The organism is Vibrio sp. qd031, from assembly GCF_002100145.1.
Classification (GTDB): domain Bacteria; phylum Pseudomonadota; class Gammaproteobacteria; order Enterobacterales; family Vibrionaceae; genus Vibrio.
Genome location: NZ_JXQD01000003.1, coordinates 97,337 through 122,212 on the forward strand (window position 1 = coordinate 97,337; position 24,876 = coordinate 122,212).

Here is a 24,876-nt window from a genome sequence, read left to right on the forward strand (position 1 = left end):
GAGTGTTTACCGCGCCAAAAAGCTAGTGAATCGAAACCACTAAAGTTCCCAATATGTGAGCAGCTTCACTCTCTTCTAAGCATCCTTTCTTATGAAACGTTTCATTTGCTCACATGACTTGCCTGATAAAAGAGAGTACAATCACATTCCACAGTCAAATATGAAATGCGCCAAGTATGCATAAGTTGAAAACCCAAGAAAGGAAACCCACCCTTGCTCACATTGCTAGCGTAGCAGGAGTGTCAAAAGCAACAGTATCGAGAGTGTTAAATGGCAGTGGTTTAGTTAGGGATGATGTGGTGAAACGCGTTAAAAATGTCGTAGCTGAAACCGGATATGTGCATAAGAGCCCAAAGCTTCAAATTCCAATGCAGCTTAACCATGTCACTTTCTTCTGTATTGATGTTCTCTCTAACGCAAGTTCATTTTACTCAACTATTTTGCGTTCAGTGAAAGAAGAGTTCGATAAAATGAACATCACAGTTGATATCGTGCTGTACAATAAAAACACCTCCAACGAGGTTTTGTGTAGCAAGACCAACAATAGTCAGGCGCTATTGATATTGGGTGAACCAAGTATTAGCTTAAGTGAAGTATTGAGACAATCAGAACTGCCCGCACTACTATTAAATGCGATCGATGATCAGATGAAAGTCCCTAGTATTCACCCTGACTACGAGTTGGGAGGGTTTATGGCGGCATCTTACCTTCTGGAGCGAGGACACTCAAAAATTAAGATTATCACCTCCAACGATCGCCACTCGATTTACCAACGAACCGATGGTTTTCTTCGAGCGCTACAGTTTGCAGGGCTCGACCTCAATTATGATGATGTTGTTGTTGACTTAAACAAGATTAAAAAAAGTGGCTCCACTAGCGTTTTGGGGGATTTTGGTGCCCAAGAACTACTGCCTACATTAATAGACGAGGGAGTGTTTTCTGACTGTACTGCCGTTTTCTGTATTTGTGACATGATTGCATTTTCATTGATTGATGCATTGGCTCATCACAAACTCAAAGTTCCAGATGACATATCCGTAATTGGGTTTGACAATTTAAATCTCACTTCATTGGTAAAACCCAATCTCACGACGCTCAGTGTAAACTATGCAAATCTGGCCAAAGCGACCCTTATCAAATTAGTTCGCCTTTCCAACGAGCCTGATAATGTTGAAAGCCGCTCGATGATCCCTGTGGAGATTGTTGAGCGATTATCTGTAAAAGATCTCAATACTGAGGGGGGAGGATAAAATAAATTCCTACTTCTTACTCGGGTCCTCTAGCACCAGTTACTTTTTATTTAAACGTTAATCGCAAAAAAGCAGTCTTATGACTGCTTTTTGTGAATGAACTAACTGTTTTTTAATGTTGAATGACACAAACCTTTGTACATTGGTATTACACTGTGGTTGCTAGTTTTTTCTGGTGCGCTTGAGTAGCTTCATTTTTACTCACTAACTTGGACAGTGCTTCAACAAAGTAGTAGTCGCCATAAATTAGCGAACAGTTGATACCCAAGTTTTTAGGACAATTGAATGCACCACCGGTCAAAATCCCCTGTTGGGTGTCATCACCAACGGTAGAATAGTTTTCAAACAAGCTCTTGATGATGGTGTTGGCGACGTCAAAGTAATGTTTTTTCATCGCGGGGTCTTCAACTAGCTCTGAAATCAATAATATACCGCTCGCAGCGCACGCTGCCGCGGATGTATCTCGTGGCGTATCGGTATCTCGCGGTGCACGAAAATCCCAATGAGGTACCGAATCCTCTGGTAGATGTTCAATGAAAAAGTCCGCTGTTTTAAGGGCCGCTTCAAGATATCTCGGCTCTTTGGTGTATTGGTAACTTAACGCACAACCATGGATAGCCCATGAGGCACCACGGCTCCATGCCGAATTCTCATTGTAACCTTGCCCACCGTAGTAACTTTTCACATCACCCGTCAAAAAATCAAACTCGACCATGTGTCTCACCGAGCCATCTGGACGAATGAACTCCTTAAGTACGGTATCAGCGTGCGCCATTGCAATAAGCTTAAATCGAGGCGCATCCAATTGCTCTGCTGCCCAATACAAAATCGGCAGGTTCATCATGCTATCAATGATGCTCAGCCCTCTAGGGTCAGCAGCGCTCACATCGTTTTTGTTCCATGCGGTTAAGAAGCGTCCATTAATGTTAAATCGACTGGCAAGATGACTGGCAGCTCGCAATGCTCGATTTTTTGAACGCTCGTTAGCAAACAGCTCATAATGCTTGATAGACGTCAGCTGCCACATAAAACCAACGTCATGATGAATGTTAACGTATTCATCTAATGGGCCGTCCATGGCTTCTTCGCGCGCTATCGCGATCTCTTTAAACGGTGTGTAGTGCTCTTTTTCATACAGTAGCCATAGCAAACCAGGCCAGAAACCGACGACCCAAGCCCATGGCGCGTGCGTATCGCAGTACTTCCCATCGGTAGTCATGGAAGGAAACTGTACCGATATATCCTCGCTGCTAAACTTAACCTTATCAAATACTTGTCTCCAAGCATCATTTGCCCACGTTTTTTTTGAAACCATATTTATCTCTCAGTTTTTTATAAGTACATTATTAGGGTATGTTGAGATCAGCAGACCTTAACTAATAGTGTTAATTTAAGTCTTTAGATATCGAAATAAAATGTCGGTTTTTGTTCTATTCTGGGGTGGTTTTTGCCGATTTGAACAGCTGTGAATTACAATTGACCAAAAGTCAATAAACCTTCCTAAAAAGCACAAACTCTCAGGAAGGTTTTTAACGCGATTAATCAGAGTTAAGCTGTTGCTGAAACTCGAGGTTTCTCTTCCTCGCTCACTTCTAACGTACGCTTAGACCTGACTAACAAGGTACCAATCAGCGCTAGGATAGATGCTATGATAACAAACAGCATTCTTCCCCAAAGAGGGTTAGGCACGAGCGTTAAGCACAGAATAAACACTGAAGCCGTCAGCACCATCTTACCCAATACATCGTTTTGCTTGTTGTCCATTGCAACACTTTGTGGCGTATCTTCAACAACTACTTCCGTATCGACATTGCTGAAGAACTGCTTCACTTCCGCTGCACGTTTTTCAGGAAGACCTTTGTAGAAGAACTGAGAACAGATGAAGAACGGCAGAGTAATCGACATATGTCCAATCAAGCCTAGGGTTACAGATTTCATCTCTGTGAACTCGCGTGACGTGAGTGGTTGCTCTAGTCCAAGGAGTGCTTGAAGGTTTTCAGGTGTTGCACCAAACGCAATGGTACCTGACACACACATACCAACCAGTACTGTACCCCAACCCGCCCAATCTGGTGTTTTTCTGACGAAGAAACACATAATAGATGGGATTAGAATTGGGAATCCAATCAAGGTGCTTACCAACATGGTTAAATCGAACAATCCGAACTCTCGAAGTGACGTAAGGAATAGCGCAGCAATAATGATCACGATACCAAATACGGCGGTGAGCAACTTACTTACGAACATCAGGTGTTTTTCAGAGTGATTTTTACAGAAGTAAGGTTGGTAAACACTCTTAAGAATAATACCTGCGTTACGGTTTAGTGCAGAGTCCATAGAGGACATGGTAGCTGCAAACATCGCGGCTAACATCAAGCCAACCATACCTACTGGCATTTCACGGCTAACAAACATGAAGTAGGTTGCATCCGCGACTTTATTGCCTAAGCCAGAAAGGCCCCAAGTGCTGGTATCTGGATAATGAGCGGCGACATACCAAGCTGGAACAAACCAAAGCAAAGGACCAATCAACATTAACGTACCCGCTAAAATTGCCGCTTTACGTGCGTTTTTGGTGTCTTTTGCCGCGATGTAGCGGTAAGAATCTACCATGTTGTTTGTGCTGAAGAACTGCTTAATGAACATGAAGATAAACCAGCCGACAAACAAGTATGCATGGTTGTAACCGTCACCAATAAACGGCTGCTCCGGAAGACCTGCTTCAAGAAGTGGAGTCAACCCACCCGATTTCCAAATGGCTACCGCGCCAGTCACCAAGGTCATTGTAGTTAGAATAATCATCTGCATAAAGTCAGATGCGATTACCGCCCAGCTACCACCAACCAAAGACATAAACAGTACCACACAGCCCGCTACTACAATCGTTTGTTGCAGTGGGATGCCAATCACCGCACTACAGAATACCGCAAGCGCGTTAATCCAGATTGAGGCTTGCAACACACTGAGAGGAACGTTTGCCCAAGTGAAAATTTGTTCATTCACAGGCCCCAGACGCATGCGAACACCTTCGAGTGGTGTTTCTACGCGCATTTGGCGTGCTTTTGCGGCGAAAAATAGGTAATTACACAAGTAACCTAAAGCGTTCGCATAAAACACTGTGGTTGCAACAGCAAAACCGCCAGTTAACGCCTTACCCATGTGACCAGTAAAGGTCATGGCACTCACTGCTGTCATAAATGATGTTGAACCCACCATCCACCACAGCATTTTGCCGCCCCCACGAAAATAATCACTTGTGGAGTTACTAAAGGATTTAAACAGAAACCCTATTGCCACAAGAAAGCCGAAGTACACAAGTACAATTGCGATATCTATCATGACTCTTCCCTTTCATTTCAACGTATTTATTTTTTTGTTTACTTTAACTCACACAAATAGCAGCACTATCAATGTGTTAAAGCGTTATAAATTTCGTGGATTTGAATGCCACGGTATTGTCGCAGACATCTCACACTCCATATGTAGACTGATTAAATTTCTAAAATAAAGCCAACAACAGCTTTAAATCTACCTACAGTTGAAAATGTTAGAAATGATAATTTTTGGTAAGTTAAGGGACAAAATTTGCGAGGCGCAAATACATGAGCCAAAATCTTTCAACTTTGGCAACAATAGATTGGTCACAAAGCGAATGTAACTCTATTGACGCTAAGTGGTATAGCTGAGGTGAACTAATTCAGACTTTATCTGTTTACCCTAAACCTCTCAAATACAGTTTTAACGACTCTCTTCCCTCAAAGTAAGGGCTTTCGGTTGTAAGCGGTCATGCTAACACCTCTAGCCATTTCTTCCGCAGCAACTAAGTTGAGTGAGTCGGCGCAACCTTTAGAGTCACTTACCATGCTTGTTAAAGTCACCCAACCAGATACTCCACGTTATTCTGGACAGAGACCATCAAAAAAATAGAACTCGAACTTGGCCAAGGAGTGGTTTTTAGTATGAGTCAGGCATGCTAGAGCAATCCGCAGCCAATCGGATTTGGCTCTGTAAGCAAACTGCATGATTTGAGATGCTCTTTCGATGGCCGATCTACTATGACTCGTAACGTCATGAAAAAACAACAACAACACTAAACCCACCTACATTCAAAAATGTAATAAATAATAAAATTTGGTAAGTTAAGGTACAAAATTTCCACAAGTAGCGACATATTAATCTGACTTTTGATCTCCTCAAAGATCACTATAGATCGACGCAAAAATTGGTCTTGTAAGCGCTTTTTAGCCGTTACCCTTAAATGGAAAAGACCCTAAAAAATCAGCTGACAGATTTTACTTCCTCCCCACCAAGCTCAGTCCCAACGTAGTTTCTTCGGCAACAATCAGCCCAATTTCACTTTTAAATCGAGACGCTTTCACTCCATCATGACTGCTGTTTCAAATAGCGACTTCAAAGCGAGATTGGTCTCAAAAATCCAGTCAAATCCCCCTGCAATTCACTATGCAGCTCACATTTTAGTCAGTTAATGATTTACATAAAAATCACATCAGTTAGTTTTATTTTGAAACGTCGGTTTAATTTGAGTAAACGGATGTTGCCAAAATTTCAACACCGCTAGTCGTTTAATACAACAAGCGAATAAAGATTGGCAAACAAAACAATAAAAATGTTCGGTTTTACAGACTAAGGCTGAGCACAGAGGTAACGAGAATCAAAATGGTAGAGCTTGGTACAAGACAAACCTCGCTTTTAGGATGATTAACAAATTGAAGGACACCTTTATGCACTATGTGAAAACAGCGATTGCCGCAGCCGTAATGGCAAACTGCTTATTAGCAACCACTCCAGCAATTGCAAGTGGTGAGCATCTTGTTTCTGACAAACCACTAAATCTTGATATACATTTTCACCAGAAGAAATTCGTTTACAACAATGATTGGTTAGTCGAAAAAGAAGCGGCAAAAATCACCAATCTCTCGCTAAATAACGTTGCCTCGATGGCAACTACCAACAGTGAAGAAGCCTTTAACCTAATGATAGCGTCTGGAGACCTACCAGATATCGTAGGTGGTCAAAGCCTTAAAGAACAAGTGAATCGTTATGGTCCCGAAGGTGCCTTTATTCCGCTTAATGATCTCATAGAAGAGCACGCTCCCAACATCAAAGCACTGTTTGATGAAAGGCCCAACATCTACAACTCCATCAAAGCTCACGACGGCAACGTTTATTACATCCCTTATATCCCTGACGGCAAATACGGTCGTGCATACTTCATTCGTCAAGACTGGTTGGCAAAACTTGACCTTAAAACCCCCGAAACCGTTGATGAACTTTACGAAGTACTTACCGCATTTAGAAATCAAGATCCAAACGGTAACGGTAAAAAAGATGAAGTCCCATTCTTTACCCGTCACTGGGAAGAGTTAATTCGCCTTGTCACTCTTTGGGATGGACGCTCTTCTGGGTCGGATAAATATCACGACTTCTACGTAGAAGATGGCGTTATTGCTCACGGTTACGCCGGTGACAACTATCGCGAAGGTATTAAGAATCTCGCAAAATGGTACAAAGAAGGTCTAATCGATCCCGAAGTATTTACCCGTGGCAGTCGCTCACGTGAATACTTATTGGCGAACGACTTAGGCGGATCAACGCATGATTGGTTTGCATCGACGTCAGGTTATAACGATGCCTTTGTTGACGAAATGCCAGAGTTTCGATTTACCGCATTCGCCCCACCAGCATCAACGACTGGTAAGCGCGTAGAAGAACATCGCCGTTCACAAGTTAAGCCGTCTGGGTGGGCGATTTCATATTCTAATGAACATGCAGTAGAAACGATCAAGTACTTTGATTTTTGGTTTAGTGAAGAAGGTCGACGCCTAGCCAACTTTGGTGTTGAAGGCGTTCACTACGATATCATTGATGGAAAACCCATCTTTAAGGATGAAGTACTTAACTCAGACACTCCGGTGAATTCACAGATGTGGGCTGTAGGTGCTCAAATTGAACGTGGTTTCCATCAAGATTATGCCAATGAAGAGCAGTGGTCTAACAAGTACGCATTAGAAGGTATAGCCTTGTACGACGAAGGGGACTACCTACTCGAACCCTTCCTAGGTGTGTCGATGAATACAACTGAGAAAGGCGTGTATGACCGTCACTGGATCACCATTCGCGACTACATGCTCGAAATGCAGCAAGCGTGGATCCTTGGCTCCCGTGACGTCGATGAAGATTGGCAAAACTACCAAGCTCAAATCGAACGCATGGGCTATCCAAAAGTGATTAAGGCGATGCAATCAGCCTACGATCGCGCCTACAAATAAACTAACCCGTAAAACTCGACACCTCATGGGTGTCGAGCATACCCAATATTAGGGCTTAGTGCCTTTTACTAAGCCCTATTTCCCCAAGAAATTGTATTACCCACGAATTGAAATAGGCTCACTTTGGTAAGCAGTATTAGAAGCATAAAGGAGTATGTATGTCTGGTGTGAAATTAGAACGTGTTGTCAAGAGTTACAAAGACATCACGGTAGTTCACGGAATTGACCTTGAGGTAAAACCACAAGAATTTGTCGTGCTTGTTGGTCCATCAGGATGCGGTAAGTCCACGACATTAAGAATGCTAGCCGGTCTTGAAGAAATCAGTGATGGCATGGTCTCTATAGACGGTAAAGTCGTTAACCAAATCGCACCAAAAGATCGTGATGTGGCGATGGTATTTCAAAACTACGCGCTCTACCCACATTTGACGGTGGCTGAAAACATCGCCTTTGGCCTTCGCATCCGAAAAGTGCCAAAGCCTCGCATTGAACAGCTGGTCAAGGAAGTTGCCGAAACGCTCGAACTTACCCCACTATTACAACGTCGACCAGCGGATCTTTCCGGTGGACAACGCCAACGTGTCGCAATGGGGCGTGCAATTGTAAGGCACCCTAAAGTGTTTTTATTTGATGAGCCACTGTCAAACTTAGACGCCAAATTACGTACCCAAATGCGAGCTGAAATTAAGCGCTTGCACACCAAGCTTGGAGTGACCAGTGTGTATGTAACACACGATCAGGTAGAGGCAATGACTTTAGCTGACCGAATCGTGGTAATGAGTGCTGGCCGCATTGAACAAATTGGTACGCCAATGGATTTGTTTAACAATCCGGTGAATACGTTTGTTGCCACCTTCATCGGCTCCCCTCCAATGAACTTACTGGACGCTGAAGTGATCACCGAACGTGGCAAACAGTACGCCATTATTGAGGGGCAACACTGTTTATTACCAGAACTAGAAGCAGATTGTGGCGCTCAAGCCATTGTCGGGATTAGACCAGAATATGTGGATATAGAGCCAACCGAAAATAGCAGCCCAATTAGAGTCAGTATTGATTTGGTCGAAACCTTAGGCTCTGAGGCGCTGTTGCATTGTAAGATCCAAAGCAGCCCATTTGTGGTCAAGGTCGATACTCACGGTCATGTCGATCACCTGCACAGCCTCGACACCCTTTATTTTAGACAGGATGCTATTACGGTATTTGATCATTCCACCAAAAAAGCCATCAGTCCAAGCAAAGCCGTGAGTATCAACTGAGGAATTGTTATGGAAAACGTACAAAATCAACCCGAGACCACTGTCAGCCCCCTAAGCAAAAAACTTACCTGGCTAGGACATCATTTCCGTCGCGAATGGCAAATCTATGTACTGCTTGCTCCCACCATTATTTGGTTCTTGCTGTTTCTCTACAAACCGATGTATGGATTACAAATCGCGTTTAAAGACTACAGTGTGTTCCGAGGCATTGAAGGCAGTCCGTGGGTAGGATTTGAGCATTTTTATACTCTGTTCGAGAACGATCAGTTTATTCGTGCAATCAAAAACACCATCATGATCAGTGGCGCGAGCTTATTGTTTGGCTTCCCTGTCCCTATCATATTGGCATTAATGTTTAACGAAATTATCAACCCTAAGTTTAAGAAGACCGCACAAACCATCGTGTATCTGCCGCACTTTATATCCGCGGTTATAATCGCAGGTATTGTGATCACTGCGTTTGCACCGTCAACTGGTGTAGTTAACTTACTGCTGAATGCATTGGGTTTTGACTCTGTGTACTTTTTAACTAAACCTGAGTGGTTCCGAACCATTTTCGTCGGTACAGGGATATGGCAAGAGGCGGGCTTTAACTCGATCGTTTTCTTAGCCTCCATCGCGGGTGTGAACCCATCGCTGTATGAATCAGCCGTCGTCGATGGCGCTTCACGCTGGCAAATGATGTGGAAAATCACGCTACCTTGCATCATGCCAACCATATTAATCATGCTTATCATCCGAATCGGTAACATTCTAGAAGTCGGTTTTGAGATGATCATTATGTTGTATCAGCCAGCGACCTACGAAACCTCCGACGTTATTAGCACCTTTATTTATCGTCAAGGTTTACAAGCTGCGCAATATGATCTGGCTGCCGCCGCAGGATTGTTTAACGCAGTCATCGCCTTCATCTTGGTGATCAGTGCTAACACAATCAGTAAAAAAATCTCAAAAACATCACTTTGGTAAACAGGAAACGTTATGAGCCAAGCAATTAGCATGAATTTATACTCGCGTGGTGACAAAGCATTTGTTTACATCAATATGTTTTTGGTTGCTGCATTTACGATAAGTACGCTGTATCCCTTCATATACGTCGCTTCACTATCGATGAGTATGGGGGAAGCGGTTACCGCAGGGAAGGTCATATTGACTCCCGTAGACGTAACCTTCGCAGCTTATGAAAAGGTCATCTATGACCCTGCATTTTGGATTTCTTATAAGAACACCTTTATATATACCATTGGTGGAACACTCACCAGTTTGGCATTTATTATCCCTGGTGCTTACGCACTCTCTCGACCTCAACTGTTGGGTAGAAAGTACTGGAACATCTTGATCGCATTTACCATGTGGTTTAACGCGGGCATGATCCCGTTTTTCTTGAACATACGTGATTTAGGGCTGCTCGATTCCTACTTTGGTATCATTATTGGTTTCGCTTGCAATGCGTTCAACATTATTCTGTTGCGTAACTTCTTCGAAGCTGTCCCTGCCTCGTTTGAAGAGGCGGCTCGTATGGATGGTGCAAATGATTTCCAAGTGCTGTGGAAGGTATTTGTCCCGCTGGCCAAACCAGCTATTGCGACAGTGACACTGTTTTGTATTGTGTCTCGTTGGAATGGGTTTTTCTGGGCGATGGTGCTACTGCGCGACGAGTCCAAAGTGCCTCTGCAGGTTTATCTTAGACAAATCATAACCCAACTGTCCGATGACGATACCTTTGCCAGTACACTACTTGAGTCTGCCTATTCGTTCGAAACAGTCAGTGCGGCAATCATGGTCTGTTCGATCATCCCAGTACTCATTATTTATCCATTTATTCAGAAGTACTTTAATAAAGGGATCATGTTAGGGGGTGTGAAGGAGTAGCGACACCATTTGGCAATGAATAAGCGCTTGAGGTTTGATACCTCAAGCGCTTTTTGTCATCCCATCATTGACTGCACAGCGTTACGCAGCTGTAAATACCTAATTGTTAAGACTGCATGTAAACAACTTGCGTACTTAAGTATTCGTACAGACCGTGTTTTCCATCTGCACCACCAATTCCCGACTTTCTTACGCCAGCATGGAAGCCTTGCATCGCTTCAAAGTTTTCACGGTTAATATACGTTTCACCAAACTCTAGCATTTTGACCGCGTGGAGTGCTTTTGATAGGTCTTTGGTATAAATCGATGAAGTGAGTCCATACTCACAATCGTTGGCATAGCCTATTGCTTCGTCTAGCGAGTCCACTATCTGAATCGGCAATACTGGACCAAAGGTTTCAAGTTTCATGATATCCATAGACATATCACATCCGCTTAATACCGTCGGTAAGAAGTAGTGGCCTTTTTCGCTATCTGCGACTGTCCCGCCGCACTCTAATGTCGCCCCTTGCGCCAAAGCGGTATTCACTGAATCTTGAACCTTCTGTAAGCCTTGGCGATTAACCAACGGGCCCATTTCAATATTTTGATCAACCAATGGGTCGCCAAAGCGAGTCGCCCGCATCTCTCGGGTTATATGCGAAATAAACTCCTCAGCAATCCCCCGCTGAACATAGACTCGTTCGGCACAGTTACACACTTGCCCAGAGTTAATAATTCTAGAGTCTCTAATCGCTTTAACCGCTAAATTCACGTCAGCGTCGTCTAGTACAATCGCGGGTGCTTTGCCCCCAAGCTCTAGGTTGAGTTTAGTAATATGAGGGGCTGCAGCTGCCATAATATTTTCACCTGTTTTAACGCTGCCAGTGAAACTGATCATATCGACTTTACCGCTACTGGATAGTTGCGCTCCGACATTTCCGCGCCCTGAGACAACATTGAACACCCCTTCTGGGAGGTCCGTTTCGGCCACTAACTTGGCGAACTCAAAGCAGTTGTTGGGGGTCTCTTCGCTTGGTTTAACAACAATGGTATTGCCCGTAACCAATGCAGGAGCCATTTTGCGAGCAATTAAGAAGAAAGGGAAATTCCAAGGAAGAATGCCAGCAACAACACCAATGGGCTTTCTAAACAAGAAAATGTTTTCACCACGTCGATCGCTTGTGATGATTTCGCCTTCAATGCGTCTCGCCCACTCAGACATATAATCGATATAATCGGCAGTAAAGCCTACTTCAACTTTCGCAAGATCTAGCGTCTTGCCTTGCTCTTCACTGATCACAGTAGCCAGATAATCGGCCTTCTCACGCACTTTCTCAGCAATCGCACGCAGATACTTTGCTCGCTCAATAGCCGGTGTACCTGCCCACTGACGCTTTGCTTTCGTGGCAGCATCTAAAGCCTTTTCTACTTCACTTTCACTCGAATTCGGCACCGTGGATATCAATGCTTCTGTCGCAGGGTTATAGACATCAATACGTTCGCTGGTTTCGGTAAACATGCCATTGATATAGTTATTGTAATGTCGTTTAGTTTCCATGTGTTGTTCTCCTCGTTATAGGTAGTAGGGTCTTTCAAACACGATCGTTTACTCGTTGATCACTTGTTGTAAGTTAACCAGCGAGGAATGATTGATCTCATTAATGTTGTTAATACCGGTAAGAGTTAAGGCGACGCGGATTTCTTGCTGGTAGAGGTCCAGCAACTGCTCTACGCCTTTGCCCCCCTTCGCAGCAAGAGCATAGATATAGGAGCGTCCTAATAAGGTACAATCTGCCCCTAGCGCCATCATTTTCACCACATCTAAGCCACAACGAATGCCCGAGTCGACCAGAATCTTAGTCTCCCCTTTTACGGCATCGGCAATGGCAGGAAGTGCTTGCGCGGTCGAGGTTACACCGTCTAACTGGCGCCCACCGTGATTAGACACCACAATGCCATCGGCTCCAAACTGCACCGCATCGCGAGCATCTTGGCTATCAAGAATCCCTTTTATCACCATTGGTCCATCCCAAAAATCGCGTATCCATTCCAGATCTTTCCACGAAATAGATGGGTCAAAGTTGGCGCCTAACCAGCCAATGTAATCTTCAAGTGCGGTGCGTTGGCCTCGGTACGCAGAGATATTGCCCAGGTCGTGCGGCTTGCCCAACACTCCGACATCCCATGCCCAGCGTAGGTGAGTCATCGCTTGCAGTATTCGTCTTGTCGCGGCGTTTGAACCACTCATGCCAGAGTGTTTATCGCGATATCTCGCTCCGGGTACTGGCATATCGACGGTAAATATTAAAGTGGTAACACCAGCGGCCTTAGCACGTTGCAATACATCTTTCATAAAGCCCCGATCTTTGAGCACGTAAAGTTGGAACCACATCGGTCGATTGATGGCTGGAGCAACTTCTTCAATGGGACAAACGGACACCGTAGATAGGGTAAAAGGAACACCTTTTTCCTCTGCAGCCTTAGCCGCTTGAACTTCCCCTCTGCGTGCATACATGCCCGTTAGACCAACAGGGGCCAAAGCAACAGGCATAGAGAGAGATTCACCAAAGAGTTTGATATCAATATCGATGCTGGACATGTCGTTTAACACACGCTGCTTTAAAGCAACCTGATGCAAGTCTTGCTGGTTTCGCTTTAACGTCCATTCACTGTTTGCGCCACCGTCAATGTAGTGAAACAAAAACGGTGGTAGGGTTTCTTTGGCGGCTAGACGAAAATCTGCTGGTGCAGAAATGATCATAACTATCCCTCTATGATGTAGTAATAAGTGACGTAAACACCTAGGTATTACAACAAGGTGCTGCAAAGCGCCCTTGTAAACCAAATGTTACATTTCGCTAAAATAATACGGCCTCATTAGCCATGTAACCTTCGAGATTTTTCGCTGGATTGCAAAATTACGGCGAGAATCTAAAGATCCACACACTCAAAGTCACATTCCCACAACAAGTGCGTAGCATGTGGTTATCATGCATTTTTCTTTCTGCACTCAACTCACAGGGTACAGCTTCACTTTTCAGTGCATAAAAAAACCCGCCGTCAAACAGCGGGTTATAGTGAAAGATCAGCCAACTTTTGGCGATTCAGACTAAGGCTACATAGCAGCCATATACAGATCTTCGACTTCTTTTTCAGTAGGTTGATGTGGGTTACCACCCAAGCACGGATCGGCCATCGCTTTGGCAATCCACCCACTCACATCATGAGTATCAATGCCCAGTTCACTAAATCCAGAAGGGATCTTCACTCTCTCGGACAGGTCTCTAATGAGCTTAATCGCAATGTCTGCACCTTTCTCTGGAGTCACATCAAGAGTCGTACCTGACATAACTTCTGCAATGGTTTTAAATTTGTCTGGTACATACTGAGCGTTATATTCGCAAATGTATGGCAGCAAAATCGCATTACAAACACCATGAGGCAAATTGTGTGTAGCTCCTGGTTGGTGAGCCATCGCGTGCACCAAACCTAATCCAGCACTATTAAAGGCCATTCCAGCCAAAAATTGCGCACAGGCTAACTGTTCACGAGCCTGCAAGTCCTGACCGTCATCCACCGCTTTGGGAAGCCACTGTGCGATTAATTTAATCGCTTCTAGCGCCGTCGGGTTGGTGAGTGGGTGCGCACCAACGGTGGTATAGGCTTCGATCGCATGAGTTAACGCATCCATACCTGTTGCTGCGGTCACATCAGCGGGCAACCCCAACATAAGGTTAGCGTCGTTAACGGCAATGTCCGGGATCTGCTTGGCATCAATGATCACCATTTTGACTTGGTTTTCTTCATCGGTAATCACCGAGTTTGACGTCATTTCTGCCGCGGTACCCGCAGTAGTATTAATGGCGACGAAAAAGTCACCCGAGTTGGCAACCTTGCCCACGCCATTAAACTCGCAGATGTCTTTGCCTGGGTTTGCAGCCATTACACGAATTGCCTTGCAGCAATCCATTGGGCTCCCACCTCCAACGGCAATAAAACCGTCACATTGATTATCTTTATAGAGCTGATAACCCTCTCGCACCAAACTGGCCGTTGGGTTTGGTGTCACTTTATCAAACATTACATAGGCCATATTGTGAGCTTCCAATTCTGCGAACAAGCTGTCCAGGATGCCCAGTTTGACTAAGTTACTGTCGGTAACTAGTAAGATTTTGCTAACGGGTTCCTTACTCATCGCTTCAATCGCGTCAGTTACTGATCCCGCTCCGGCAAAGCTCAGTTTGGGAAGATTTAGTGCAAAAACCATAGTTGTACTCCTACAAATTAAAGGTATCTTTTAAATCTTGCATATCTTGCTCACTCACCCCTTGTGGCACAAAACCACTGGCTAGACAGCCTAAGAACAACTTTGCACCTTTGTTAGCGACATCGATATAGTCAAACGCTTCCAGTGCATCTTTGCCTGTCGACACTGCACCATGTTTTTCCCACACAGCAACATCTGCGTGTGCCAATTTTTGTTTGGTTCCATCGGCGATTTGTTGACTACCCGGCATACAATAAGGGACGACCCCAATCCCACGAGGGACGAAGGCTCTGACTTCTGGCAACATTTGCCAGCAAGCGTGGGTGAAGGCATCATCGCTGTGAACATAGTCAGGGTGATGCGATAACATAATCAGTTCCAGTGGGTGAGTGTGCACCACACTGCGGTCAAGCGAACCTTGTTTCTGCTTGGCCATAATAATTTCCACATGGGAGATAAATTCACTGGTCGGTGAGTAGTCATCTTGCCCTCTCCCGCCCCAAAGTATGTGATAGCCTTGCGCTTCATCGTCGATGCGCAACACACACCCAGCATCTTGAGGTTTCACTAACTCTCGAATGCGCTCGCCCGTTCCTTTGACGAAAAAAATGTGCCCTGCACTTTCTTTGGGAAAAGAAAACTCGCCAACCGACGTTAGGTAACAGTGTGGGAACTGGCTGAGGTCGCTGGGTGGCTCACCAAAAATTTCAGTCAAATCAACAGAAATATTGCCTCCATTGCGTTCTGCCCACTCTCGCTCCCAAAGGTATGTGCCCACTTCAGAAACTTTCGCGATTTCGTTCAGTACTAGGTCGTTTAATTGAATGCTACTCATGTCTATTCCTATATGTATTAGATTGCGCGGTTTATTCCATAAAAAACGCACTAGTCAACTCTGTTGAAACTGGAGAATTATCGGGATTGGTTTCCATAATATCTTTCATATATGACCACCACCTTTTGCACACATCGGTATTGGCCACGGCATCCCAGGCGGCTTGGTCTTGGATTTCTACATACGCAAATAACATACTGCTATTGGGTAACATAAAGATGGAATACCGCTGGGCACCGGCATGCTTTAATACGTCAACCAGCTCTGGCCAAATCTCGTCATGTCTTTTTTGGTATTCGCTATGACAGCCTTCATGAAGTCTCATTACAAAAGCTTTTCGAATGAATGGATGTGACATAATTAGTCCTTTCTCTCTCTGTTTTTGACCATCGCAAAGATTTTTGGCAGTGCAATAACACTAATGAGCATCAGGCCAATAATTATCGACATCACAATGCCAGGCACGTTTAGTAGCCCAAGTCCTATGGTCACTAACCCCATAAGAAAGACCGCTATCACCACTCCTACAATGGTGCCTGAGCCGCCAAGAATACTGACGCCACCTAACACAACCATGGTAATAATGTTCAGCTCCCAGCCTAGAGCGATGGTCGGTCGCGTACTGCCAAGTCGAGACGTGAGCATGATTGACGCTATACCGCAAAACAGTCCGACTAGGGTAAACAAGATCAATTTATGCTTCGCCACATTGATCCCAGAGTAGTAGGCCGCAGTAGGGTTATTGCCTATGGCATAGGTTCTGCGCCCAAAGTTGGTTTTTTGTAAAAGTACGTAGAACGCCACTGCCAAAACCAAGAAGCAGACAAACTCAAAACCAAACAACCAAAAGACGTAACCTTGACCAAAAAAGGCAAAGGATTCAGGGTAGTTTTTAAGCGCCTGATCGCCTAAGAGGATGTAGGTTATCCCTCTAAATAGACTCATGGTCCCTATAGTGACAACGATCGAAGGGATGTTAAGGCGAGTCACTAATAACCCATTGAACAGACCGCACAAGCAACCGACGGTCATTCCTACCATGCAGATGGCAAATACACCTGAGCCCGCTTCAGCCGCAAATCCCATCGCCGTAGAGCTTAGTGCAATTATTGAAGCCACTGAAATATCAATTTCACGCACAATAATGACCATTGCTAGTGGTAATGCGATTATCGCTTTCTCGGAAAAGTTGAATGTCGCATCCGATAGTGACCACGCGTTAAGAAAATATGGGGATGCAAAACTGTTTAAAATGAATACCAAAACAGCCGTTAGCAATAAAAATGATTCCCATGTGAACAACCAGTTTGGGACGCTTTTGTTTAGCTTTAAATTCCCACCAAAGGTATTACTTTTTAGATCTTCCATTTTTGTCGTCCTCAATTTTTAAGAAGCGTTTTGCACAGCTTTTCTTAAAATAATTCGACCCAGCTTACGCTCTGAACGTGAGTTCGCGACCACAGCAACGATAATGACAAAACCTGAAATGGCCATTTGCCAAAACGGTGAGACACCGATAACCGGTAAAGCATTATTGATAATCCCAAGAAACAAAGCGCCCAAGACGCAACCAATAACGGTTCCAGTACCACCTGCGATACTAACGCCGCCAATTACGCACGCCGCAATCACTTGCAGTTCAAATCCATTGGCAATATCGACGTAAGCTACTGCGTAACGAGAAATCCATAAATAACTCGCAATACCCGCAAACAAGCCCGACAAGGTAAAGGCAATAAACTGCTTCTTGCCTACATCAACGCCAATGTAGTAAGCCGCTGTTGGGCTATTACCAGCTGCATAGATCTTTCGCCCAAGTTGGCGATGTTTGGTGAAGTAGTACATACCGGCGATGGCAAGTATCGATGACCACCCAAGCAGCGGCAGTCCTAACAGTTCTGTTCTCGGGATCTGAATAAATGCTTCACTCATTTGGTGGGCGTTGATCCACGCGCCTTTACTAATAAGGAACACTGTGCCGCGATAAATACTCATCGTGCCTAACGTCACCACAATCGCGGGTATACCCATTTTCCATACCAGCAAACCATTGATCATTCCCAAAACCGTTCCTAGCGCAGCACCAATCAAGATGATGACGGGTACGGGGAAGTCTGGATAAAGGCTATTAATGGTAGCGACCACCATGCCGGTTAGAGCGACATTGGCGGCGACCGACAGATCGATACAACGTGTCACGATGACCAGCATTTGCCCAAGCGCCAAGATGATTAAGATGGACGTGTCGTTATACACACTAAATAAGTTATTGAACTGCAAAAACTCGGGGATAATAAATCCGATGGCGACCAACAGTATGACGAGCACGCCCGCTAACTGTGTTTCTCTGTACTTGATTAGATTTTTCATTACATCCCTCCCAATACACCAGTAGCAGCACTGACCAGTTTCTCAGCGGTAAACTGCTCGCGTTCAAACTCTTTCACCATCAACCCTTCGCGCATAACAATAATGCGATCAGCCATGCCCATTACTTCAGGAAGTTCAGATGACACCATGATCACCGCAAGCCCTGCTCCTGTAAGCTCTGACATAAACTCGTGGACAGCTGCTTTCGAACCGATATCAATACCTTTGGTCGGCTCATCCAGGATGATGATTTTAGGTTTGGTTGCCAGCCACTTGCTGATTACCACTTTCTGCTGATTACCCCCAGACAAATTTTCTACTTTTTCATGCCAGTTAGGGGCTTTGACATTGAGGCGTTCAGCGTATTTTTCGGCGAGCGAGTACTCTTTCTCATCGTCTAGAAAACCGTTGCTGTTAATCTTATCGAGTTGAGGCAATCCAATATTTTGGAAAATCGGGAATTCGAGGACTGCACCTTGGCTTTGCCTTTCTTCTGGCACGTACACAATGCCCGCTTTTATGGCATCGCTTGGCGACTTAATTGTGGTGGTTTTACCTTCAATTTTAATGCTGCCTAAACTGTTATTGGTGACGCCGAACAGTGACTGCATTAATTCGGTTCGACCTGCTCCCACTAGCCCGTAGAAGCCCAAAATCTCGCCTTGATGCAGGTTAAAACTAATATCATCAAATTCAGTCGGGTGACTGAAGCGCTCGACCTCAATAACTTTCTTTCCAATCTCGACGTCAACTTTGGGATAAGCATTATCAATACTGCGTCCTACCATCATCGACACTAAATCGGACTCATCGACCTCTTTAATCAGGCCACAGTCGACATAGCATCCGTCTCTAAAGACAGTAAATCGGTCCGCTATTGCGTAGATCTCATCAAATTTGTGGCTAATAAACATGATCGCGCAGCCTTTTTGCTGCAGTCGGCGAACAATGCCATAAAAATCTTCAATTTCTCGGTGGGATAATGCTGCGGTAGGCTCGTCCAAGATGACCACATTGGCATCAAATGACAGTGCGCGCGCAATCGCCACCATATGCCTTTGCCCAATACTTAATTCTTTTAGTAGTTTTTGAGGATCAAGGGGGGCATCGATCTCTTTTAAAATACGGGCAGACTCTTGATACATGCTTTTCCAGTCCAAACGACCCGATGGAAATTTGATGTAATGCCCAGCAAAAATATTCTCTGCCACACTCAGCTCATCAAACAGCACGGTTTCCTGATGTATGGCAGTAATGCCGAGCTTTCTAGCATCATCCGGAGTATCTAAAACCACTTCTTGGTCGTCTAAGATAAGCTTTCCAGAGGTGGGTTGGTGGATCCCAGTCATGACTTTTACCAGCGTCGATTTTCCTGCCCCATTTTCGCCAACCAGTGCAGTCACTTGGCCTGGGTACAAATCCAATTGCACTTTGTCCAGTGCTTTCACACCAGGAAAATGTTTGCTGATATTTCTAAGGGAAAAGATTGGTTTTACTTCTGACATGGTTATGCCCTTATCGAAAGGCATAGACTGAACGACCATTGCGTACCATTAAGCCAACAATATTCAGCCTAGCCTTTCTTACCTATCGTTGATTAGAAAATTTTCGCGAATTTATCGACATTGGTTTTGTTGTAGACAAAAGGTGATGCCATTGCCGCGTTTCCGTCGGTATCTAATTGCGCCATACCCATACGACCCATCTCAACTTCGCTGCTGTTCGCATTGTCTTTGATGAGGTTGTAAGAAATCATGGTAGCTGCGTATCCAAGATCGATAGGATTCCAGATGGCAAAGCTCTTAACCGCACCCGAGTGGACATGGCCAGCAAGCTCAGAAGGTAGACCTAGCCCAGTGACATAGATTTCGCCCATTTTACCCGCATCCGTTACAGCCTGTGCTGCCGCCAAGATGCCTACAGTGGTTGGAGCTACAATCGCCTTAAGGTTTGGGTAAGTCTTAATTAGACCCATTGTTTCGCGATAACTTTTATCGGCCAAATCGTCACCATAAACTGTCGCCACAAGGTTTAGCTGCGGATAGTTAGGTAGAGCCTTTTTCATTTCTTCAATCCAGATGTTCTGGTTGGTGGCGGTTGGTGTCGCACTGAGAATAGCGATATCACCTTGCTCACTGTTGGTTGCTGCAACGGCTTCAGCTGCAAGATCAAGGTTCATTTTACCAATCAACTCATTACTTGATGGATTCAAGTGAACTTGTCGGCCTGGTGCGGCGACACCAGAATCAAACGATACGACTTTAATGCCGCGCTGCTGCGCCTTCTTCAAAATAGGAACAAGGGCATCGGTATCATTAGCCGAAATCGCAATCGCATCCACCCGTTGAGCGATTAGTGAATTAACAATTTCGATCTGGCCTTCGGCGGTCGGAGTTACAGGTCCGGTGTAGATTATTTCTAGTGAATCATCGAGTTCAGAAGACGCTTCTTTTGCTCCCTCGTAAGCCGCCTCAAAAAAGCCAATACCTTGTGCTTTTACGACAAGACCAATACGAAAATCTTCTGCGGCGCTCATGCCAGATGCCAGTAGACCACTGGTCAATATTGCTGTGTGTAGGATATGTTTGATGTTCATGTAAAACTCCATTTTTGGATTGGTTCACGTTTTATTAGCAATGACGGCTCTACGACTTTATTATTTTTAAGCTCGTCATAGTGTTCGTTCGTTATCGTTGCAGTAAGACTTCCTCCTCATAACTTTTCACTTGGGTCAGCCACGACAGACCTACCGGAACATCTTGCTCCATGCAGTAGTAGTCCCATACCGCTGACCAAGGAAGTGATTTAGTCTCTTCTAGAAGTGCTAAGCGACTGGTGTAATCGCCGTCTAATTCATATTGTTTAAGCTGGTCACTAGGCTCGAGCAGTGCTCGAAGCAGCGCTTTACGCATGTTCCTAGTGCCGATGGTCCATGCAGCAATACGGTTGATTGAAGCATCAAAGAAGTCCAAACCAATATTGACTCGTTCGAGAAGGTCGTGACGAATAATTTCGTTGGCTATCGCTTGGGTCTCATCGTCAAGCATCACCACGTGGTCACTGTCCCATCGAATTGGTCTGCTGACGTGCAGTAGCATTTCATCAACATAAAGAGAGGCCGATGAAATTTTGTCGGAAATCACTTCTGTTGGGTGGAAGTGACCGGCATCGAGACACAGCATGACATCGCGAGTAGCTGCATACCCAAGATAGAATTCATTGGATCCCGCGGTATAAGCTTCAGTTCCAATGCCAAACAGTTTTGATTCGACAGCGTCTTTATGGTGCTCTTTAGAGATAGGCTCTTCGATGATTTTATCGAGCGATTCAACTAATCTCTGTCTAGGTCCAAGTCGGTCTGCGGGGATGTCTTTGTAGCCGTCTGGGATCCAAATATTCATTACTGAAGGGGTTCCTAGCTCCTTACCAAAGTACTCCGATACTTTACGGCTCGCGATACAGTGATTGATCCAGAAGTCTCGAATCTTAGGGTCGGGATGCGTAAGCGTCATATTTTCAGCACTCAATGGATGCGAAAAACACGAGGGGTTGAAGTCCAAACCGACTTGATTCTCTTTTGCCCACTTAACCCAATTTTCAAAATGTGCTGGTTTTATCTGATCACGTTCAACCGGTGTATCGCTCTCTAGATAAATCGCATGAAGGTTTAGTCGCAATGCGCCAGGGATCAGACTCATTGCATAATCGATGTCTGCACGTAACTGAGCTGGCGTTGTGGCTTTTCCTGGATGGTTACCGGTGGTTTGGATCCCGCCCGTTAATTGCCCGTCTGGATCTTCAAAGCCGGACACATCGTCCCCTTGCCAGCAATGCATAGAAATTGGAATGCTGTTTAGGCGCTTCAACACATCATCTGTACTGATCCCGAGTTCAGAAAACTGAGCTTTAGCATTTTGATAGTTCGCCTTAATTCGATCTGTATTAATCATGGTATTCCCTTATAGATGAACCTGACTGATTCGAGCGAACTCGTCCCAGTGTTCTAAAAATTGAGTGGTCTGCTGCGGTTGGTACGATTGAATAGGAAAGGAGTGAGCAACGACTTCTCTGGCTTGCTTAACTCCAGTTAATGCATTGAGCGCGATCAATTGGCCACACACATTGCCAATGGCTGATGCTTCTATTGGCCCCGTTTTAACCGTGACCCCACACGCATCCGCACACAATTGATTGAGGAAAGTGTTTTGAATGCCACCACCAATGATGTGAATCTGCTCGCTAGCCGTGCCTTTAATCTGGGCGATTTCCAACCATACTTTTCGGTATTGAAAAGCTAAGCTTTCGAACACGCAGCGCGCAAACTCGCCAGCCGACTCAGGAACAAGCTGGCCGGTTTGATGACAAAATGTGCAAATTGCGTCTTTCATTGACGACGGGTTAAGAAAACTTGGATGGTCTGGAGCAATCAACGATCGAAACGGAACAGCTTGCTTAGCTAAGTCCACCAAATCCGAAAAGCTAAACTCCACCAACTCTTTTTGAATATTCTGGATTAGCCATAGACCCATGATGTTTTTGAGTACCCGATAACGAGACTCTGCGCCGCCTTCATTGGTAAAATTGAGCGATTGCGCCACCGGCGTGTTAATTGGGGAGCTGCTTTCAAACCCCATCAATGACCAAGTACCCGAGCTAATATAGACCGTGTCATCGCCTTCCACAGGCAGCGCCAATATGGCTGAAGCAGTATCATGGCTGGCAATGGATGCCACTGAAATACTGTGCTCTGCGTTTTTATAGTGACCGATGACGCGGTTTGGCATAGCTGGTGTCATAAACCATCGCTCAGGAATCCCAATAGCTTGCAGTAGCTCACTATCAAATTGGTTGGTCTCGCAGTTGAGCACTTGTGACGTTGTAGCATTGGTATATTCGCAGTTTTTCACACCAGTTAACTGATACCCAAGGTAGTCAGGAATAAACAACAAGCTCTCAACCTGATCGAGCCATGTTGGAGACTGTTTTTTTAGTGCTGCAAGTTGGTATAGCGTGTTAAACGATAAGAACTGAATCCCTGTGCGGCTATAGATAAATTGTTCACCTAGCGTTTGGTTAACGGTTTCCATAAAGCCGAGTGTACGGTTATCGCGATATGAGACGGCCTCACCCAACCGGTTGCCCTGCTCATCGAGGAGAACAAAGTCGACACCCCATGTATCAATCCCAATACAGTCGATGTGATGACCTTGCTTTAAAACCTTTGAGATCCCGTGTTTAATTTCCATCAATAGGTAGTCTAGGTCCCAGCAAGCTTGTTTCTCGCGCAATACTGGTCCGTTATCAAATCGATGAAGCTCACTAATCTCAATGTATAGATCCTGATAAGTCCCGAGCATGACTCGACCACTTGAAGCTCCAATATCTATTGCGATTACGGTTTTCATGTCAGATGGCCTCTCTAGTAGATGACATCCAGTTTAGAGAGAGCAAAAATTCTTCACCTTGAAAAAAAAACTCTTTACCGACAACTCACGACTTTTTTTCAAAGATTAGCGCCACCGAATTCACAAAAACACAACATGGGTGATCACTTTATGTACAGCGCTGTTATGGTTTTTTAGTAGTGTTCTAAAAATATAGTGGCGGTTCATTATTATGCACTCCATTGAAACGGCAGGAGGACCTCGATGATTCACCTAAAACCTAACGAGTTTTTTCTTAGTTCAAACAGTGCAATAACCACCGAACTGCGCGCTCCTCAGGAGGATTATCCTGAGCATTATCATTCATTTGAAGAGATCATCATTGTTTCTAAAGGTAACGGTATTCATGTGGTGAACGACATACCAATGTGCCTAAGTAAAAACTACGTTTGCTTTGTCGCACAGCAAGATCGTCATCTATTCGAGAATGTGAATGACCTTTTTCTGAGCAATGTACTTTTCCTTCGCGACAATATTCAAGCAACGATTCCCCTAACAAATTACTTACCTTGCACCAATGGTGGCAGTGTCGATTGGTTTATTGAAGATGAAGCCGCGTTTAGAGTTCACTACATCATTGAGCGTCTAAACTACGAATCACATATCAACACGCTCGCGTCTAGAGCAATGTCTGAACTGTTATTCCAGCAGCTGATCGTAGAATTGTGGCGGGGCCGTATCGTCGACACCAACGCACTTTCGTTAAACGATAAGGTTACGTCAGTCATTATGTATGTTAACAAGCACTATAAAGAGCAACTGAATATAGAAAAGCTTGCTGAACACGCCAAAATTGCGACTAGGGTACTAACCAAGGAATTTAAGAAAGCGACAGGAATGAGCTTTAATCACTATCTCCATTTCATCCGAGCGAAAAATGCGATGCAGTTACTGCTAAACAGCGACTTAAGCATTACCAATATTGCTTTCGATGTTGGATACTCAGACAGTAACTATTTTTCAACAAAATTCAAACAAGTCATAAAGAAAAAACCAAGCGACTTCCGAAGTAATTCGTAAGCCCTACCTGTATTTCTCTCCTCCAATTCTTCCTAACAGTTACGCATTACGCACACCAGATCGTTACGCATATTACAGTTACAACGCGTGATTAGTGCAAAAATCACAGTTTTAGGCTTTATAGCTCTATTAGCTATGGATCTATAACAGCCCCACTTCCATTTTTTGATTAAAGTTAAAACTCATCTATCTGTTTTTTATAGCTTATCCTGTCTAACTCGGGATAACCGCCCACCGCGGAGACGCTCGCCCCCTAGCATGTCCGCTATAGCCTTTGCTCTTTACAA

19 protein-coding genes are annotated in these 24,876 nt (G+C 44.6%); 6 read left to right on the forward strand and 13 right to left on the reverse strand.

Features of this window, described 5'->3' with window-relative positions; all coding sequences use genetic code 11:
* Positions 1–176: 176 nt before the first annotated feature.
* On the forward strand, positions 177–1,250 hold the full coding sequence (locus ST37_RS02850) for a LacI family DNA-binding transcriptional regulator (RefSeq protein WP_084883645.1): 1,074 nt from the start codon (positions 177–179) through the stop codon (positions 1,248–1,250).
* A 148-nt stretch (positions 1,251–1,398) separates the two neighbouring features.
* Here ST37_RS02850 and ST37_RS02855 read toward each other — a convergent pair whose 3' ends face one another.
* Positions 1,399–2,565, reverse strand: coding sequence for a glycoside hydrolase family 88 protein (locus tag ST37_RS02855; protein ID WP_084883647.1), 1,167 nt, complete (start codon positions 2,563–2,565; stop codon positions 1,399–1,401).
* Positions 2,566–2,798: 233 nt separating this feature from the next.
* Positions 2,799–4,589, reverse strand: coding sequence for a transporter (locus ST37_RS02860; protein ID WP_084883648.1), 1,791 nt, complete (start codon positions 4,587–4,589; stop codon positions 2,799–2,801).
* 1,403 nt (positions 4,590–5,992) lie between these two features.
* On the opposite strand from ST37_RS02860, the gene ST37_RS02865 reads away from it, so the two are divergent.
* The 4 genes from ST37_RS02865 (at position 5,993) to ST37_RS02880 (ending at position 10,671) form a co-directional block, all read left to right on the forward strand.
* The gene (locus tag ST37_RS02865) at positions 5,993–7,540 is read left to right on the forward strand and encodes an extracellular solute-binding protein (RefSeq protein WP_197687442.1); all 1,548 of its coding nucleotides are present in this window, start codon (positions 5,993–5,995) and stop codon (positions 7,538–7,540) included.
* A 158-nt stretch (positions 7,541–7,698) separates the two neighbouring features.
* A complete protein-coding gene (gene ugpC / locus ST37_RS02870) occupies positions 7,699–8,799 on the forward strand; it encodes a sn-glycerol-3-phosphate ABC transporter ATP-binding protein UgpC (protein WP_084883650.1) in 1,101 nt (366 codons plus the stop codon).
* A gap of 9 nt (positions 8,800–8,808) precedes the next feature.
* The gene (locus ST37_RS02875) at positions 8,809–9,768 is read left to right on the forward strand and encodes an ABC transporter permease subunit (RefSeq protein WP_084883652.1); all 960 of its coding nucleotides are present in this window, start codon (positions 8,809–8,811) and stop codon (positions 9,766–9,768) included.
* 12 nt (positions 9,769–9,780) lie between these two features.
* The gene (locus ST37_RS02880) at positions 9,781–10,671 is read left to right on the forward strand and encodes a carbohydrate ABC transporter permease (protein WP_084883653.1); all 891 of its coding nucleotides are present in this window, start codon (positions 9,781–9,783) and stop codon (positions 10,669–10,671) included.
* Between the two features lie 106 nt (positions 10,672–10,777).
* Here the strand turns inward: ST37_RS02880 and aldA are convergent, their stop codons facing one another.
* From aldA to rhaB, 11 genes are all read right to left on the reverse strand, one after another.
* Positions 10,778–12,211, reverse strand: a complete 1,434-nt coding sequence (gene aldA, locus ST37_RS02885; RefSeq protein WP_084883655.1) for an aldehyde dehydrogenase — start codon at positions 12,209–12,211, stop codon at positions 10,778–10,780.
* A 48-nt stretch (positions 12,212–12,259) separates the two neighbouring features.
* Positions 12,260–13,414, reverse strand: a complete 1,155-nt coding sequence (gene lldD, locus ST37_RS02890) for an FMN-dependent L-lactate dehydrogenase LldD (protein WP_084883657.1) — start codon at positions 13,412–13,414, stop codon at positions 12,260–12,262.
* Between the two features lie 354 nt (positions 13,415–13,768).
* Positions 13,769–14,920, reverse strand: a complete 1,152-nt coding sequence (fucO, locus tag ST37_RS02895) for a lactaldehyde reductase (protein ID WP_084883658.1) — start codon at positions 14,918–14,920, stop codon at positions 13,769–13,771.
* A gap of 10 nt (positions 14,921–14,930) precedes the next feature.
* Complete coding sequence (gene rhaD, locus ST37_RS02900) at positions 14,931–15,755, reverse strand: rhamnulose-1-phosphate aldolase (RefSeq protein ID WP_084883660.1); 825 nt, start codon at positions 15,753–15,755, stop codon at positions 14,931–14,933.
* Between the two features lie 31 nt (positions 15,756–15,786).
* Positions 15,787–16,113: an L-rhamnose mutarotase gene (gene rhaM, locus ST37_RS02905; RefSeq protein ID WP_084883661.1), complete on the reverse strand. Its 327-nt coding sequence runs from the start codon at positions 16,111–16,113 to the stop codon at positions 15,787–15,789.
* Positions 16,114–16,115: 2 nt separating this feature from the next.
* The gene (locus tag ST37_RS02910) at positions 16,116–17,123 is read right to left on the reverse strand and encodes an ABC transporter permease (RefSeq protein WP_084883663.1); all 1,008 of its coding nucleotides are present in this window, start codon (positions 17,121–17,123) and stop codon (positions 16,116–16,118) included.
* Positions 17,124–17,141: 18 nt separating this feature from the next.
* Positions 17,142–18,125, reverse strand: coding sequence for an ABC transporter permease (locus tag ST37_RS02915; protein ID WP_084883664.1), 984 nt, complete (start codon positions 18,123–18,125; stop codon positions 17,142–17,144).
* Positions 18,125–19,630, reverse strand: a complete 1,506-nt coding sequence (locus ST37_RS02920; protein ID WP_084883699.1) for a sugar ABC transporter ATP-binding protein — start codon at positions 19,628–19,630, stop codon at positions 18,125–18,127. Before ST37_RS02920 ends, ST37_RS02915 begins: the two co-directional genes overlap by 1 nt.
* 92 nt (positions 19,631–19,722) lie before the next feature.
* The gene (rhaS, locus tag ST37_RS02925) at positions 19,723–20,721 is read right to left on the reverse strand and encodes a rhamnose ABC transporter substrate-binding protein (RefSeq protein WP_084883668.1); all 999 of its coding nucleotides are present in this window, start codon (positions 20,719–20,721) and stop codon (positions 19,723–19,725) included.
* Between the two features lie 91 nt (positions 20,722–20,812).
* The gene (rhaA, locus tag ST37_RS02930; protein ID WP_084883670.1) at positions 20,813–22,075 is read right to left on the reverse strand and encodes an L-rhamnose isomerase; all 1,263 of its coding nucleotides are present in this window, start codon (positions 22,073–22,075) and stop codon (positions 20,813–20,815) included.
* A 9-nt stretch (positions 22,076–22,084) separates the two neighbouring features.
* Positions 22,085–23,530 carry a rhamnulokinase gene (gene rhaB / locus ST37_RS02935; RefSeq protein ID WP_084883672.1) on the reverse strand — a complete coding sequence of 482 codons (1,446 nt, stop codon included), beginning with the start codon at positions 23,528–23,530 and terminating at the stop codon, positions 22,085–22,087.
* A 243-nt stretch (positions 23,531–23,773) separates the two neighbouring features.
* Here rhaB and ST37_RS02940 point away from each other — a divergent pair, with 243 nt between their 5' ends.
* Positions 23,774–24,589: a helix-turn-helix domain-containing protein gene (locus ST37_RS02940; RefSeq protein WP_084883673.1), complete on the forward strand. Its 816-nt coding sequence runs from the start codon at positions 23,774–23,776 to the stop codon at positions 24,587–24,589.
* Positions 24,590–24,876: the final 287 nt, after the last annotated feature.

Excerpts from the sequence above, each read along its gene's own strand:
- ST37_RS02850 (WP_084883645.1), top strand. The coding sequence starts at position 177 with ATGCATAAGTTGAAAACCCAAGAAAGGAAACCCACCCTTGCTCACATT.
- ST37_RS02855 (WP_084883647.1), bottom strand. The coding sequence starts at position 2,565 with ATGGTTTCAAAAAAAACGTGGGCAAATGATGCTTGGAGACAAGTATTT.
- ST37_RS02860 (WP_084883648.1), bottom strand. The coding sequence starts at position 4,589 with ATGATAGATATCGCAATTGTACTTGTGTACTTCGGCTTTCTTGTGGCA.
- ST37_RS02865 (WP_197687442.1), top strand. The coding sequence starts at position 5,993 with ATGCACTATGTGAAAACAGCGATTGCCGCAGCCGTAATGGCAAACTGC.
- ugpC (WP_084883650.1), top strand. The coding sequence starts at position 7,699 with ATGTCTGGTGTGAAATTAGAACGTGTTGTCAAGAGTTACAAAGACATC.
- ST37_RS02875 (WP_084883652.1), top strand. The coding sequence starts at position 8,809 with ATGGAAAACGTACAAAATCAACCCGAGACCACTGTCAGCCCCCTAAGC.
- ST37_RS02880 (WP_084883653.1), top strand. The coding sequence starts at position 9,781 with ATGAGCCAAGCAATTAGCATGAATTTATACTCGCGTGGTGACAAAGCA.
- aldA (WP_084883655.1), bottom strand. The coding sequence starts at position 12,211 with ATGGAAACTAAACGACATTACAATAACTATATCAATGGCATGTTTACC.
- lldD (WP_084883657.1), bottom strand. The coding sequence starts at position 13,414 with ATGATCATTTCTGCACCAGCAGATTTTCGTCTAGCCGCCAAAGAAACC.
- fucO (WP_084883658.1), bottom strand. The coding sequence starts at position 14,920 with ATGGTTTTTGCACTAAATCTTCCCAAACTGAGCTTTGCCGGAGCGGGA.
- rhaD (WP_084883660.1), bottom strand. The coding sequence starts at position 15,755 with ATGAGTAGCATTCAATTAAACGACCTAGTACTGAACGAAATCGCGAAA.
- rhaM (WP_084883661.1), bottom strand. The coding sequence starts at position 16,113 with ATGTCACATCCATTCATTCGAAAAGCTTTTGTAATGAGACTTCATGAA.
- ST37_RS02910 (WP_084883663.1), bottom strand. The coding sequence starts at position 17,123 with ATGGAAGATCTAAAAAGTAATACCTTTGGTGGGAATTTAAAGCTAAAC.
- ST37_RS02915 (WP_084883664.1), bottom strand. The coding sequence starts at position 18,125 with ATGAAAAATCTAATCAAGTACAGAGAAACACAGTTAGCGGGCGTGCTC.
- ST37_RS02920 (WP_084883699.1), bottom strand. The coding sequence starts at position 19,630 with ATGTCAGAAGTAAAACCAATCTTTTCCCTTAGAAATATCAGCAAACAT.
- rhaS (WP_084883668.1), bottom strand. The coding sequence starts at position 20,721 with ATGAACATCAAACATATCCTACACACAGCAATATTGACCAGTGGTCTA.
- rhaA (WP_084883670.1), bottom strand. The coding sequence starts at position 22,075 with ATGATTAATACAGATCGAATTAAGGCGAACTATCAAAATGCTAAAGCT.
- rhaB (WP_084883672.1), bottom strand. The coding sequence starts at position 23,530 with ATGAAAACCGTAATCGCAATAGATATTGGAGCTTCAAGTGGTCGAGTC.
- ST37_RS02940 (WP_084883673.1), top strand. The coding sequence starts at position 23,774 with ATGATTCACCTAAAACCTAACGAGTTTTTTCTTAGTTCAAACAGTGCA.